The 13,735-nt window shown below is 62.4% G+C and carries 15 protein-coding genes; 7 read left to right on the top strand and 8 right to left on the bottom strand.

The window, feature by feature from the left end:
- The 6 genes from G9463_RS09780 to G9463_RS09755 all read right to left on the bottom strand — a co-directional run.
- On the bottom strand, window positions 1-1,148 hold a 1,148-nt coding region (locus G9463_RS09780; RefSeq protein WP_165896590.1), incomplete at its 3' end, for a sodium-dependent transporter.
- 177 nt (window positions 1,149-1,325) lie between these two features.
- A complete protein-coding gene (locus G9463_RS09775) occupies window positions 1,326-2,024 on the bottom strand; it encodes an ABC transporter ATP-binding protein (RefSeq protein WP_049938626.1) in 699 nt (232 codons plus the stop codon).
- Complete coding sequence (locus tag G9463_RS09770) at window positions 2,024-2,830, bottom strand: ABC transporter ATP-binding protein (RefSeq protein ID WP_165896589.1); 807 nt, start codon at window positions 2,828-2,830, stop codon at window positions 2,024-2,026. The genes G9463_RS09775 and G9463_RS09770 overlap by 1 nt, the downstream gene beginning before the upstream one ends.
- Entirely contained in the window at window positions 2,830-3,984 is a 1,155-nt protein-coding gene (urtC, locus tag G9463_RS09765; RefSeq protein WP_165896588.1) for an urea ABC transporter, permease protein UrtC, read from the bottom strand. Before urtC ends, G9463_RS09770 begins: the two co-directional genes overlap by 1 nt.
- On the bottom strand, window positions 3,985-4,923 hold the full coding sequence (urtB, locus tag G9463_RS09760; protein ID WP_007188457.1) for an urea ABC transporter, permease protein UrtB: 939 nt from the start codon (window positions 4,921-4,923) through the stop codon (window positions 3,985-3,987).
- Between the two features lie 2 nt (window positions 4,924-4,925).
- Window positions 4,926-6,233: an urea ABC transporter substrate-binding protein gene (locus G9463_RS09755; protein ID WP_004965723.1), complete on the bottom strand. Its 1,308-nt coding sequence runs from the start codon at window positions 6,231-6,233 to the stop codon at window positions 4,926-4,928.
- Window positions 6,234-6,865: 632 nt separating this feature from the next.
- On the opposite strand from G9463_RS09755, the gene G9463_RS09750 reads away from it, so the two are divergent.
- Genes G9463_RS09750 through G9463_RS09720 form a run of 7 tightly spaced genes read left to right on the top strand, consistent with a single transcriptional unit; the run spans window position 6,866 to window position 12,154 of the window.
- Window positions 6,866-7,282 carry an urease subunit beta gene (locus G9463_RS09750; protein WP_004965721.1) on the top strand — a complete coding sequence of 139 codons (417 nt, stop codon included), beginning with the start codon at window positions 6,866-6,868 and terminating at the stop codon, window positions 7,280-7,282.
- A complete protein-coding gene (gene ureC, locus G9463_RS09745; protein WP_165896587.1) occupies window positions 7,279-8,985 on the top strand; it encodes an urease subunit alpha in 1,707 nt (568 codons plus the stop codon). The genes G9463_RS09750 and ureC overlap by 4 nt, the downstream gene beginning before the upstream one ends.
- Window positions 8,982-9,368: an urease subunit gamma gene (locus G9463_RS09740; protein ID WP_165896586.1), complete on the top strand. Its 387-nt coding sequence runs from the start codon at window positions 8,982-8,984 to the stop codon at window positions 9,366-9,368. Before ureC ends, G9463_RS09740 begins: the two co-directional genes overlap by 4 nt.
- Window positions 9,365-9,988, top strand: a complete 624-nt coding sequence (ureG, locus tag G9463_RS09735; protein ID WP_004965716.1) for an urease accessory protein UreG — start codon at window positions 9,365-9,367, stop codon at window positions 9,986-9,988. The genes G9463_RS09740 and ureG overlap by 4 nt, the downstream gene beginning before the upstream one ends.
- Window positions 9,988-10,887 carry an urease accessory protein UreD gene (gene ureD / locus G9463_RS09730; RefSeq protein ID WP_165896585.1) on the top strand — a complete coding sequence of 300 codons (900 nt, stop codon included), beginning with the start codon at window positions 9,988-9,990 and terminating at the stop codon, window positions 10,885-10,887. Before ureG ends, ureD begins: the two co-directional genes overlap by 1 nt.
- On the top strand, window positions 10,887-11,468 hold the full coding sequence (locus tag G9463_RS09725; protein ID WP_165896584.1) for an urease accessory protein UreE: 582 nt from the start codon (window positions 10,887-10,889) through the stop codon (window positions 11,466-11,468). Before ureD ends, G9463_RS09725 begins: the two co-directional genes overlap by 1 nt.
- Window positions 11,465-12,154: an urease accessory protein UreF gene (locus G9463_RS09720; RefSeq protein ID WP_011222589.1), complete on the top strand. Its 690-nt coding sequence runs from the start codon at window positions 11,465-11,467 to the stop codon at window positions 12,152-12,154. The genes G9463_RS09725 and G9463_RS09720 overlap by 4 nt, the downstream gene beginning before the upstream one ends.
- 98 nt (window positions 12,155-12,252) lie before the next feature.
- On the opposite strand, the gene G9463_RS09715 is transcribed toward G9463_RS09720, so the two are convergent.
- On the bottom strand, window positions 12,253-12,813 hold the full coding sequence (locus G9463_RS09715; RefSeq protein ID WP_011222590.1) for a class I SAM-dependent methyltransferase: 561 nt from the start codon (window positions 12,811-12,813) through the stop codon (window positions 12,253-12,255).
- Complete coding sequence (locus G9463_RS09710; RefSeq protein ID WP_004965704.1) at window positions 12,813-13,253, bottom strand: DUF302 domain-containing protein; 441 nt, start codon at window positions 13,251-13,253, stop codon at window positions 12,813-12,815. The genes G9463_RS09715 and G9463_RS09710 overlap by 1 nt, the downstream gene beginning before the upstream one ends.
- Window positions 13,254-13,735: the final 482 nt, after the last annotated feature.

Below are 13,735 nucleotides of genomic sequence, written 5' to 3'. Positions count from 1 at the left end.
ACAGTGAATGCGAACAGCCCGACGGTCAACATCAGGTCTGCGAGCGTGCCGGAGACGAACTGGAACACCGAGCTTGTGAGTGCCAGCCCGCTCCCAGTGGCCGCAAGCAGGACCGTGACCAGTACCGTGGCCCGGCGTCGCGGGACGCCAAAGCTATCGACGAGCGTTGCCACCGGCGTTTCGAGCAGGCTGATACCGCTGGTCACCGCGGCCATCAACACGGTCGCAAAAAACGCCGTCGCGACGAGCTCCCCGCCCGGAAGCGTCGCAAATGCCGTCGCGAGCGCGACGAACAATGCGCCAGGGCCGCCCTGTCCGGGGTCGACACCCTGGGAAAACAACAGCGGAATGACGACCAAGCCGGCGAGGACACCGATGAACGTGTTCGAGACAGCGATGACCAGCGTATCTCGCGGAAGAGATGCGTTGTCGTCGAGATACGAGGCGTACGTCAGCATCACTCCAGCACCGAGCGAGAGGGTGAACAGCGCCTGGCCTGCCGCTGGCCCGATAACGCTCAGGAAGTTCACGGCGAGGTATTCGGCGTCAAAACTGAGATAGAACGCGTAGCCGGCGGCCGTCCCCGGCTGGGTGGCTGTCCACACAGCGAGGCCGAGCAAGATAATTACAACACCGGGAAGCATCACCTTCGAGACGCGTTCGATACCGTTGCTTATGCCAAAGAAAACGATGGCGGCAACGATACCGAGGAACAGCAGGTGAAAGGCGACCGCTTCGAGGCCAAAGCTCATTGCCCCGAAGTACTGCTGGGGCTGCCCGAAGTACGTCCCAACCGGTGAGACGAGCGTGTAGCGAAGGATCCACCCGCCGACGACAGAGTAGAACGAGAGGATGACGAGCGTTGTGAGGACGTTAAACGCGCCCAGCCACGACCCCCAGCGGGAGCCGGTGAGCGAGCGCAACGCCGCGGTTGGCGTCTGTCGGCCACAGCGTCCGAGGACGAACTCAGCGAGCAATCCCGGGACGCCGATGCCGACGACAACGAGCAGGTAGACGATGAGGAACGCACTGCCACCGTTTCCGGCGGTCAGCCACGGGAACCGCCAGATGTTCCCCAGACCTGCCGCACCGCCGACGGCAGCAAGCACGAAACCGAGGTTCGATATCCATGAGTCACGATCGGACATTCGTGTACAGGTCTGTTCAGTGGGTACTCAAGTTCCTGTTGATTCGGTTGCTTGCGTGTAATCAGGAAGGAATTAGGTAGCCGACAGTCCACCCGCGTCCGAACCGCCACGCGTCATTCCGCAGGCGACCGTCCGAAAGCGGGTGCCAGCAGCGTGGAACGGCGACGGCAGTCCGTCTCAGACCGCGAGGTACTCCGCAATCGCGTCCTCGTCGGCAATAGTCGACGGACCGAGTTCGTCAACGACCGTGCCACGCTCCATCGCGTAACAGCGGTCGGCCATCTCGCGGATGACCCCGAGGTTCTGCTCAACGAACAGAATCGTCGTCCCGAGGTCGTCGTTGATCGTCTGCATATCCTGGCTGATCTGGTCGACGATAGAGGGCTGGATGCCCTCGGACGGTTCATCGAGCAAGAGCAAGTCAGGATTCGAGACCAGTGCGCGGCCGATGGCGAGCATCTGCTGTTGCCCGCCCGAGAGCGTTCCGGCTTCCTGACTGGCCCGTTCTTCGAGCACGGGGAAGTAATCGTATATCTGGTCGTACAGCGTTTCGTCGCTCTCCGACCGGATGGTCTCGCCCATCTTGATGTTCTGCTCGACGGTTAGCTTGGGGAACACGTCCCGGCCCTGCGGGATGTAGCCGATTCCGGCCCGGGCGCGCTCGTCAGCACTCGCGTGAGTCACGTCCGTGCCGTCGTAGCTGATGGTCCCCTCGCTGGGCTCCAGCAAGCCCATCACCGTCTTCAGCAGCGTCGTCTTGCCGACGCCGTTTTTCCCCATCACCCCGACGATTTCTTCCTCCTCGACGGAGAGGTCCACATCCCGCAGTATCGGCGTTGTGTCGTAGGCTGCAGAAACCTCGTCGAGTTCGAGCATCATGACTCACCTCCCAGATATATCCGCTGGACCTCTGGGTCGGATTCGATTTCTTCAATCGGTCCCTCGCGGAACACCTCACCGTTGTGCAGGACGGTCACTTCTTCGGCGATGCTCGCGACGAAGTCGGTGTCGTGTTCGATAACAATGAAGGCGATCCCTTCCTCCTCGTTGAGCCGCCTGATCCGCTCGGCAATAGCTTCGCGTTCGGCCACGTCGAGGCCGGCGACCGGCTCGTCCAACAGGAGGAGTTCGGGTTCGAGCGCGGCGGCCATCCCGATTTCCAGTTGCTGCTGTTGGCCGTGTGAGAGTTGCGACGCAGCAACGTCCTCGTAGCCGGTAAGGCCCGCAGCCTCGATAGCCTCGGCGACCAGCCGCCGTCGCTCCTCCCCGTCGGCGAACTGCTGGACGGGGAGCCTGACGTTCTCTCTGACACTCAGGTCACCGTACACGGACGGGACCTGGAATTTCATACTGATACCGCGAGAAACCCGCTCATGTGGGTCGAGGTCAGTGATGTCGTGGCCGTTGTAGTAGATACTGCCGTCGCTGGCCTCGTACGTCCCGGTAATCAGGTTCAGTAACGTTGACTTGCCAGCGCCGTTTGGGCCGATGAGACAGCGTAGTTCCCCCTCGGCGACCGAGAAGTCCACGTCGTCAGTGGCGGTGAACCCGCCGAACTGCTTGACGAGCCCGTCGGTCTGTAGCAGTGTCTCCGTTCTGTCACCCGTTGCCAGTTCCGCAGCGGTTTGCCGGACGTTCGGTCCAAGCGGGTCGATGTCGGATTCGGTTTCAGTATCACTCATTAGTCACTCACCTCACTCGGCGCGTCGGGTGCGTCGGCCCCGCCAGCTTCGCCCGGACCGAGTCGAGTTTCGACAATCCGCTCGTGGAGCCACGGAACGAAGCCGCTCGGAAGGACCAGAATCGTCACCAGCAACAGGGTGCCAAGCAGGACTAGCGCCAGCTCACCCGCCATCGAGATGCGGAGGTATTCGATGGCGAGCGTGGCGACAACGGCCCCGAGCAAGCTCTTTCTGCCGCCGATACTCACCCAGATGACCGGCAGGGTCGCGAACAGCAGCGAAAACACGGTCGGGTCGATGTAGACGTTCCGTGCGGCGTACAGCACACCGGACAGACCCGCAAGCGCGCCCCCCAGCGTGAACACGACGAACTTGATGCGGGTCACGTTGTAACCGAACATCTCGGTGCGGTCCTCATCCTCCCGGACAGCGACCATCACGCGGCCGTAGTCGGAGTTAACGAGGACCCGCAACCCGAGGTACGTCCCGACCAGCAGGAGGAGGACGAGATAGTAGAACGGGCTGATTTCAAAGGATCCGATACCGATAATCCGCATCGGGAACGGGTTGTAGATGAACTGGTAGGAGGCACCTTCGATGCCGAGCGTCAGCAGCGGGATGTCCGGCATCCCGTTGAACCCGCCCAGTGCCGCCTCACCGATGGCCCACTCGGACCCGGCGGTCTGGGCCATGAAGGTGTGCATGACGATCGTCGAGACGAGCGTGATGATGGTCACGTAGACATCCCGCACGCCACCGTAGAACATGAAGTAGCCCAGTATGGCTGCGCTGACACCGCCGCCGACGATACCGGCGACGACAGCGGCCGTGATACCCCCCGGGGTCGCAAAGTTGATCGAGACGACGCCGAACGTGTAGGCCCCGATACCGAAGAAGACGACCTGCCCGAAACTCAGTACGCCCGAGTAGCCCCAGACGACCGACAGCGAAAGCCCCAGCAGGGCCAGCACCATGAACAGCGACAACTGCGAGCCGTCACCGAAGGCCGGGTAGACGACGAGCGCCGCCACAGCGACGGCGAAGCCGACCCAGAACCCACGCGATTCCCCGATAGTGTTTGGCCCCTCGAACCGACTGCGAAGCCGACCCGGGAGCGACCTGTTCGCCTCGCTGTTTGCACTGTTTCTCGACATCTAGTCGCTCTCCTGTCTCCGTTTCCGCAGTTGTTCGATGAACCCGGTGATGCCGTCGGGGAGGAACCGGAGGGCGATGAGCGCAGCGACGAGTAGCGCGATACGGCCGATGAACGTCCCGTAGAGGTTCGAGAACGTGGCCAGAATCGCCCCGAGGACGCCCCCCGACAGCGCGGTCCCGAGAACGACGCTCGGCCCGCCGACGACGACGGCGACGAACGCCTCGACCAGGAACTGGTCGCCAAGCGTCGGCTGCATCGAGATGACTGGGGCGAACAGCGCACCGGTCAGCCCGGCCAGCGCCGAGCCGATGCCGAACGTCAGCATGTACATCCGGTCGGTGTTGACGCCCATGGCCTGTGCCGTTTCCTTGTCCTGTATCGTCGCCCGGGCGCGCATCCCGAAGTCGGTCCGGGTGAACAGGTAGTAGGTAGCCAGGAGCAGCCCGATGCTAACGCCGGCCAAGACGATCCGGTACGTTGAGTAGGAGAACGCCCCGTACGAGATCGCGCCGAACGGCGTGGCTATCTGGTCGATTGAGTTGCCAAAGCTGATTCGAGCTCCCTGAGTCAGTATCAGACTGAGCCCAAACGTGGCGACCATGGAATCGGCCAGCCGGTCGTACAGCGGTTCGATGATATCGCGGCCCAGGGTCTGTTGACTGATGTAATTGGGCCAGGCTCCGGAGATAATCACCCGCTCGGTCAGAATCCCGAAGAGGCCGGTAACCAGACCGCCAACGAGCATCGCCACGACGAGCGGGAGGCCGAGTTGCGTCACGGCCAGCGTCGCGGTGTAGGCACCGATGAGGATGAACTCCCCATGTGCCAGATTAATGACGCCCATAATCCCGAAGATGATGGCCAACCCCGCCGCGGCGAGCACGATGAACGCGAAGCTATCGAGGAACTGAAGCGCGAGGTTGATCCCGTTTACCATCCCTACTCGGCCTCCTCGTAGTAGTCCACCGGGGTGTACTGGGTCTGCTCCGGGTTCTCGGGGAGGTTGCAGCCGGCCGTCTCCGAGAGGAACGTCTCGGGGATCTGGCGGTTCTCGACGGCTTCGACGTTGTGGTCGTCGTCGGCGCGCATAATCCACATGTGGTGGTCGACGTGGTGGGTCGCGCCGTCAAGACGGATTGTCTCACCCTCCGGTGCTTCAGGTGCCTCCTCGGTGCCGAGTTCGATGCCCGACTCCAGAGCGTCGATGACTTCCGGCTGTTCGGTGGTCCCGGCCTGCTCGACGGCTTTCTTGTACATATACGTCGAGAAGTAGTTGGTCTCGGCCTCCTCGTTGAGGTACGGGGCATCAGGGTACATCTCGAAGTATCGGTCGACGAAGCCGCCATCGCCGGTGTTGCTGTCGGTCGGCACCTCCTCCATGTAGTTGACGCCCGCGTAGATGTTGGCCATCGCCGGGGCGTCGAGCCGTCGGTGCTCGTATCCCTGTGCCATTGCCGTCGAAGTGCCGATTGGCACGTCGAGACCGGCCGAGGCCTTCTGTTCGTAGAACGACGTGTGGTTCGCCCCGACAAGCATCGACATGACGAAGTCCGGGTCGGCCTCCTGAATCCGGTTGATCGTCGAACCGAAGGAGGACTCGCTGAGCGGGATAAACTCCTCACCGAGGACGTTCGCGTCGTTTTCGTTTGCCAGCACCTTCACCCAGTCAGCGGAGAGCTGGCCGAAATTGTAGTCGGCCGCGATGGTGTAGATGTCCGGGCCGAACTCCTCGACCAGATACGGGAGGACGATGCCGAGTTGCTGGCGGGCGGTCGGGCCGACCGCGAAGGTGAATTCGTCACAGACGCCGCCCTCGTACTGCGTGGTATAGAAGTAGAGCTGTTCGTTGCGGTCGATTATCGGGCGGATGGCCTCCCGGGTTGCTGAGGAGTAGCCGGCCCACAGGGCGTCGACGTTCTCCTCGTTGATCGCCGTGCGGGTGAGTTCCTGATAGCGCTGATTGTCCGACTGTGGGTCGCGCTGGAACGTCTCGATTTGCTTCCCGTCGATACCGCCGTTGGCGTTGATTTCCTCGATGGCGAGCATCGACGCCTTTGCCTTCGGGTCGCCGACGAGGGCGAAGTTCCCGGACTGGTCCTCCAGCACCCCGATTTTGAGCGTGTCGGTACTGCTCGCGGTGTCCGTCGAGGTCCCGCCTTCACCGGCAGAACAGCCGGCGAGGCCGGTAACGAGTGCGGCCCCGCTCGCGCCGAGGAACTGACGGCGGCTGACAGACGAGCGATTCATGCGTCTCCCTCCGATACTAGGTTCTTGTTAGGATTATCATGTCCATTATCTTTGGCCATCTCTCGTTCTTTACTCACAATATCCAAACGTTCGTCCATGATTTCGTTCACAGTGTTGCCGTCTGGGAGGGGGAAAATAAGGTTTACCACTCTTATCTTATATTGTCCACCATATAGTCTTGATAGTATAAGGTCGTCAAAGGATATGACGAATAGTCAGCGAAAGCAGCAGTGCTGCCGATAAAATTTGAACTATTCCGCTATTTTGTGCCGCTGTCGGTCAATGAGACAAAAGAACAAACTGCTGGCGTTGTTCCGGTGCAGTGACCTGTACGACCGATGTCAGTCAAATCTGGCTTCTGCGTCCCGAAATCACCCGCTGTATGCTCGCCCGCGCTGTAAGTGTCGCCGGTCACCGAAACCACCGGCAGACTGGACGTGAGTCGTGTTGGCTTCGGGAAGTAGGACAGTTCGATAGTCGAACCCCTTTATGTAGGGCCGAAACTTTAGCATTTAATCCGGTTCTCGATATAGAGGCGTCACTTGCGCAGAGAGCAATCATTTTAGTATGTGTATTCAAAGAGAAGGGCAGATGATAGACAAACAGTCAGAAACACTTGGGGCGGTGGCGCGATGAGCGATGGACTCGTGCCCGGTGAGGTCATTCCAGGTGAAGGGACAGTGACGCTGAACGAAGGCCGAGAGACGACGGAAGTGACTGTCGGGAACACCGGCGACAGACCCTCACAAGTCGGGTCGCACTTCCACTTTTTCGAGGCCAACGCGGCGCTGGAGTTCGACCGCGAAGCGGCCATGGGGATGCGGCTGAACATCCCTGCCGGCACGGCTGTCCGGTTCGAACCTGGTGACGAGCAAACGGTCGAACTCGTCGAAATCGGTGGGAAGCGACGCGCCCACGGGATGAACGGACTTGTCAACGGGAGCGTCGACGGCGAGACGGGCGACGCGGTCGAACGCATGCGTGCGGCAGGATTTGGAGACACAGGCGAGGCGGCACCGGACGACGGCGACACGGAGTCCGACCAATGACACGCGACATTGACCGCGAGAACTACGCCGAACTGTACGGGCCGACGACGGGCGACAAAGTCCGGCTGGGCGATACGGAGCTGTTCGCCAAGGTCGAAGAGGACCTACGCACCCACGGCGACGAGGCAGTGTTCGGCGGCGGGAAAACGCTCCGGGACGGGCTGGGAATGGCTCCCGGCGTCACACAGGCGGAGGGCGCACTCGACTGGGTGCTGACGAACGCGACGATTATCGACCCGATACTGGGTATCGTTGCCGCCGATATCGGCATTCGAAACGGGGAAATCGCCGGCATCGGGAAAGCCGGCAACCCCGACACAATGGACGGCGTCGACATGGTCGTCGGCCCGTCGACGGATGTCTATCCGGCTGAGGGGAAGATAGCAACCGCCGGCGGCCTCGATATCCACATTCACTTCAACTCCGCACAGCTTCACGAACACGCGCTGTCAGGCGGTATCACGACGATGCTCGGCGGGGGGTACGGCGGCGGCGCAACCACCTGTACTACCGGGCCAGAGAATGTCAAGCGCTTCCTGCAGGCCGCCGAGGCGTGGCCGGTCAACGTCGGTTTCTACGGGAAGGGCAACGCCTCCGACCCGGGCCCGCTCCGCGAGCAGGTCGAGGCCGGTGTCTGTGGGCTGAAACTCCACGAAGACTGGGGGTCGACCCCGGAAACCATCAACACCTGCCTCGAAGTCGCCGAAGACGAGGACGTGCAGGTGTGCATGCACACCGATACGCTGAACGAAGCCGGCTTCCTCGAGAACACCTTCGGGGCTGTCGACGGGCGGACGATGCACCTGTTCCACATCGAGGGCGCTGGCGGTGGTCACGCGCCGGACATCATGGAGATGGTCGGCGAGCCGAACATGCTGCCGTCGTCGACGAATCCATCGATGCCGTACACCGACAACACGTTCGACGAGCACCTGGACATGGTGATGGTGTGTCACCACCTCAACCCTGACGTGCCGGAAGACGTGGCCTTCGCCGAATCCCGCGTTCGTGCGGAGACCATCGCCGCCGAGGACGTGCTCCACGACATGGGCGCGATTTCGATGATGACCTCCGACTCCCAGGCGATGGGGCGGATGGCTGAAGTCATCCCGCGGACGTGGCAGACAGCCTCGAAGATGAAATCCCAGCGTGGCCCGCTGCCCGAAGACGAAGGGACGGGCGCGGACAACCACCGTATCAAGCGCTACATCGCCAAGTACACCGTCAATCCTGCTATCAGCGCCGGCATCGAAGAGCACGTCGGGACACTCGAACCCGGCAAGCTTGCCGACATCTGCCTGTGGGACCCCGCGTTCTTCGGCGTCAAGCCGGCGATGACGTTCAAGGGCGGCTTCCCGGTCCATTCGGAGATGGGCGAAGCCAACGGGTCACTGATGACCTGCGAGCCGATTCTCCAGCGCGAACGCGCCGGTGCGGTCGGCAAAGCCAAGCACGCCATTTCGCTGTCGTTCGTCTCTCCGGCGGCCGCCGAGGCCGGCATCGACGAGGAGTACGGGCTCGACTCCCGCGTCGTGCCAATCGAGGGCGCACGGACGCCCGGCAAAGACGACATGGTGTACAACAGCTACTGTCCGGATGACATCGAGGTCGACCCGGAGACCTTCGAGGTCCGGGTCGACGGCGAGCACGTCACCTGTGAACCGTCTTCCGAACTCCCACTTGCGCAGCGATACCTGCTATGAAACTCACAGCCAAAGAACAGGAACGACTCACGGTCTTTACCGCCGCAGAGGTCGCGCGGCGCCGCAAGGAACGCGGTGTCCCGCTGAACCACCCCGAAGCCGTCGCTTACATCAGCGACTGGTGCATCGAACGCGGTCGTGACGGCCAGTCGGTCGCCGAAATCCGGTCCGGTGCGTCGAAACTGCTCGGCCGCGAGGACGTGATGGACGGCGTGCCGGAGATGATAGACATGATTCAGGTCGAACCGGTGTTCCCCGACGGAACCAAACTGGTCACGGTTCACGACCCGATTCGGTCCGACAGTGTTGGGTCCGTTGACGACGAAACGACGGAGTCAGAGGCGGCGACCGATGGCGGGGACTCGGCGGGGACAGACGAATGAGTCTCACACACCGCGACGTGGCGACGGTCGGTATCGGCGGGCCGGTCGGTTCCGGAAAAACCTCGCTGTTGACCGCGCTCGTTCCCGAACTGCGCGACCAGGGGCTTGATGTGGGTGTCATCGCCAACGACATCCTCACACAGGAAGACGCAGACGTGCTCCGCGAGCGCTTCGCCGGGGTCGTCCCGGAAGACCTCGTCGCTGGCGTCGAGACAGGCGCGTGCCCGCACACAGGTATCCGCGAAGACCCATCGATGAACCTCCAGCAAATCGATTCCTTCCTGGCAGACCACCCAGAGCTGGACCTGGTGCTGGTCGAGAGCGGCGGCGACAACCTCGCGGCGACGTTCAACCCCGAGCTCGCCGATTACTCGCTGTACGTCATTTCGGTCGCGGAAGGTGAAGATATCCCCCGAAAACGCGGCCCGGGGGTCGTCGACTGTGACCTACTCGTCGTCAACAAGACTGACCTCGCGCCCCACGTCGGCGCTGACCTCGACGTGATGGAACACGACGCAAACGAGGTTCGGGACGGACCCGTCGTCTTCACCAACTGCAAAGACGAGACGAACATCGACACGGTGCTGTCGCACGTCCGTGACGGGGTGCTGTTCGCCTGATGGCCGCTGACGCGCCCCATCCGGCGTTCGAGGGGTATGCGACCGAGGCCGTGCCACAGGCCGCTGTGGGGTCCCCCGGGAAAGACGGCGTGCTCGAACTGACCTTCGAACGGACAGCCGACGGGACGACCCTTGTCCACGATTACGCGACAGTCCCGTTCCACATCTCAGGAACGCTGGGCTACGACCCACTCCCCGAGGCCGACACCGTATTCATCCAGTCACCGACCGGCGGCGTCGCGCAGGGTGACCGCCATGACGTGTCGATAACCGTCGGGGACGAGGCCATCGCACACGTCTCGACCCAGAGTTCGACGAAGGTCCAGACGATGACGTGTAACTACGCCGCCGCCGACACGACGCTTAGCGTCGGCGCTGGCGGTCATCTGGATTACGTGCCCGAGCCGACAATCCTCCACGCTGACTCCCGGTACCTGCAGGAGCTTTCGGTCGATCTGGCCCCCGGCGCGACTGCCGTGGTCAGCGACGTAGTCGTCCCGGGCCGTCTCGCCAGAGGCGAGCGCTTCGAATTCGAACGGTACCTTTCGCGCGTGCGAGCGACCGGACCTGACGGGCACCTGTTCGAGGACGCGACACACCTGACGCCGGGAGACGAGGACCCCACAGCCCCCGGCGTCCTCGGTGAGTTCACCGTCTACGGGACGACGTTCGTCCTCGCGCCGGACCACGACGAGGCCGAACTGAGCGATGCGCTCCACGCGGTCGTCACCGACGGTGATGCTCGGGCCGGTGCAACAGCATTGCCGAACGGTGCCGGGGTCGCAGTCCGTGCCCTTGGCGACCGCGCTGAGACCGTTCAGGCAACGCTCCACGCGGCCTGGGACCACGCGCGCATTGAGCTACTGGACGCCCCTGCGCCGTCCGGGAGGAAGTACTGATGCTGGTCGCAGACACCTATCTCGGCCATCGCGATGACGATGCTATCCCTGAAACCGTCGAGGCATCGGCCCACGCTACTGTCGTGCTCTCGGACACCGAACGCCAGCGCTCGCGGGTCCGGACTGAAACGACAGCCGGCCGGGACCTCGGTATCGTGGTTGCCCGTGACCTCGCGGACGGCGACGTACTTGAAGCTGAGGACGGCACTTTCGTCGTTGTCGAACTCGCCGAAATCGAGGCCCTCGTGCTCGATTTCGCCGACAGCGATATCTCACCGGCCGCGGCGCTGGAGCTCGGGCACGCGGTCGGGAACAAACACTGGAACCTCGCGGTCCGCGAGCAGGAGGCCCTATTCCCTGTGACCGACTCGAAGGAACGAATGGAAGACACGGTCGCCGACCTGCTCCCCGGGGACGTACCGATGCGGTACGAGCACGTACCGCCGACGACGTTCGACGATGACGGGGTCGACCACACCCACGGTGACGGGACAGGCCACGAGGGTAGTGGTCACAGTCACAACGGGACCAGTCACGCCCATGACCACGGCGTTCGTACTATTGACGGAGGGGACCAATGAGCGACGTCGCAACGCTTGAATCGTTCCGCCTCGCGGATTCGTTCCTGCCAGTCGGGACCTACACCGTCTCCTACGGGCTGGAACAGTTCATTCAGGACGACCGGGTCGAAGACGCGACAGACCTCGAAGGGCTCCTGTCGACGTACCTCAGACGGCAAATCGGCCCCGCCGAACTCGTCGCGCTCCGGGCAGCACACGCCGCTGCGACCGACGGTGATATCGAGGCGATCTGTCATGCCGACCAGCGCCTGTCGGCCGTGACGCTGGCCGCAGAGTTCCGCGAGAGCGCCCAACAGTCCGGCGACCGGTTGCTCTCGCTCCAGACGGAACTACGTGACGAGGCGCTCCTGAACCGCTACGCGGAGCGCGTTGATGCCGACGACGCACCCGGGAACTACGCCGTCGTACTCGGCGTTGCGACGGGGCTGGCCGACGTGGCTGTCCGGGAGGCCTGCTTGCTGTGCTGTCACGGGTTCGTCACCGGACTGCTGGGCGCGGCTCAGCGTCTCCTCTCACTCGGCCACACGGATGCCCAGCGAATCCTGAACGACCTGCAGCCAGTGATGACGGCTGCAGTCGATGATAGCGCGGACCGAGGAATAGATGAGATGACGCCGTTCGCCCCACTGGTAGACGTATTAGCCGCCGAGCATGAGCGGGCAGAGCGCCGGCTGTTCGCCAGTTAACGCCCAACAGGTTCGAGCGTAACAGTCCGACCAGTCCTGTTCCCGAACCGGCTCTTGGAGGAAAAAACCGGGCGTGTCCGGTGGCCAGTGCCGCCCCGTTAGTCAGCACTAACAACGAGCAGGAACGTTTCCGGTCGCACCGCCTCAAACTCGACCGTGAACCCGTGCTGGCGGAGCGCATCCGTCGCCTCGGCAGCGGAAAACCGCTCATCGACGGGCGGGCCGTTGCGACCGCTTCCAGAAGCCGCCCAATCGGCAATAGCAAACGTCCCCCCAGGCTTGAGCACTCGTGCGACCTCGCGCAGCGCCCCGTCGCTAGCGAACTCGTGGTACGTCATCGTCGAGAACGCCGCGTCGAGACTGCTGGTGTCGAACGGGAGGTCGTCAACCGCACTCGTCACGAGGTCGACGTTGTCGGGGACGCCTTTCTTCCGGTAGTAGTCGTGCATCGCTTCCTGGATATCCACGGCGTACACGTGGTCGACGGCCGGTGCAACATCGTCGGTGTAGAAGCCGGTCCCGCTCCCGAGGTCTGCGACCGTCTCGTCACTACTGGCCGACAGCGCCCAGCAGAGCTCTTCAGCGGAGAGGGAACGGTACCGTTCCTGAGCGTCTTCGAGCTTGTCGGCCCGGCCGGCATCAAAGGTGTGATAGCCCATTAGAGGTTCTGGAACGCCTCGTCAACGATTTCACCGGTGTCGGCGACGATATCTGCCATCTCCTCGTTGTCGGGTGCCATCCCGACGAGGCGAGCGATACGCATAATCGAGACGTGATAGACACGCTGTTGCCCGGGCTCTTCTTCCCAGATGACGACGTTACAGGCCATGAGGCCGCCGAGTTTGTTATCCGTCGCATCGAGGGCACGGTCGGCAACTTCGGGGTTACAGGCCCCCAGCACGTAGTATGGGTCACGGTCCGCGTCGATCTTCTCGTTGAGCATTTCGGAGGGCGAGAACTCGACGGGGACACCAAATCCGGCGTCAGTGAACACGTCCCGGACGTGTTCGATCGCGTCCTCGTGGCTCATTTCGAGCGTCGCCTGTTGTTCGCCGATGTCTTCAGGGTCGATCTGGCTCGGGTCGATTGGGAGCGTCATTCGTGTATTGTATTGTGCCTATAGAGCAAAATCTCTTCGGATACACTCTCAGTAGTGTGGCGCGATCTCGGAAATACGGAATCGAACAGAAGGGCGGCTAAGCGTCGAAGACGCGACTGTAGCCTGTAGGCTGAATGTGGATTAGTGTCCAATTCCTCGGGACCGACACGGGTAGAGAGTAGCACGGAAACTGCGCCGGTAGCGAGTGCTTCCACGGGCTCTGAGCCGAGCCCGCCCATGGAATCCCGCACGCCTCCCCGGTGGCTTACATGTGACTGTCCAGCACATTTAGCGTTCGAGGAGTCTCACACTCGGGACGCCGATAGCGGGAGTCCGCGGTCGGAGCCGCTTCACTCTTGGACCCCGTACTAACCCTCTTAATGTGGGCTAGTAGTGTAAATAGTGTGCAAAAATAACTTGTCCGGAAGCAGCGCCAGAGAGACGGTTACGTGGCGCTGTAGAAACACTCCAGAGTTGATAGG

This window comes from Haloarcula sp. JP-Z28 (assembly GCF_011440255.1).
Classification (GTDB): Archaea; Halobacteriota; Halobacteria; order Halobacteriales; family Haloarculaceae; genus Haloarcula; species Haloarcula marismortui.
Note: the sequence above shows the minus strand (reverse complement) of the source record. Positions and strands in the feature narration are given on the sequence as shown.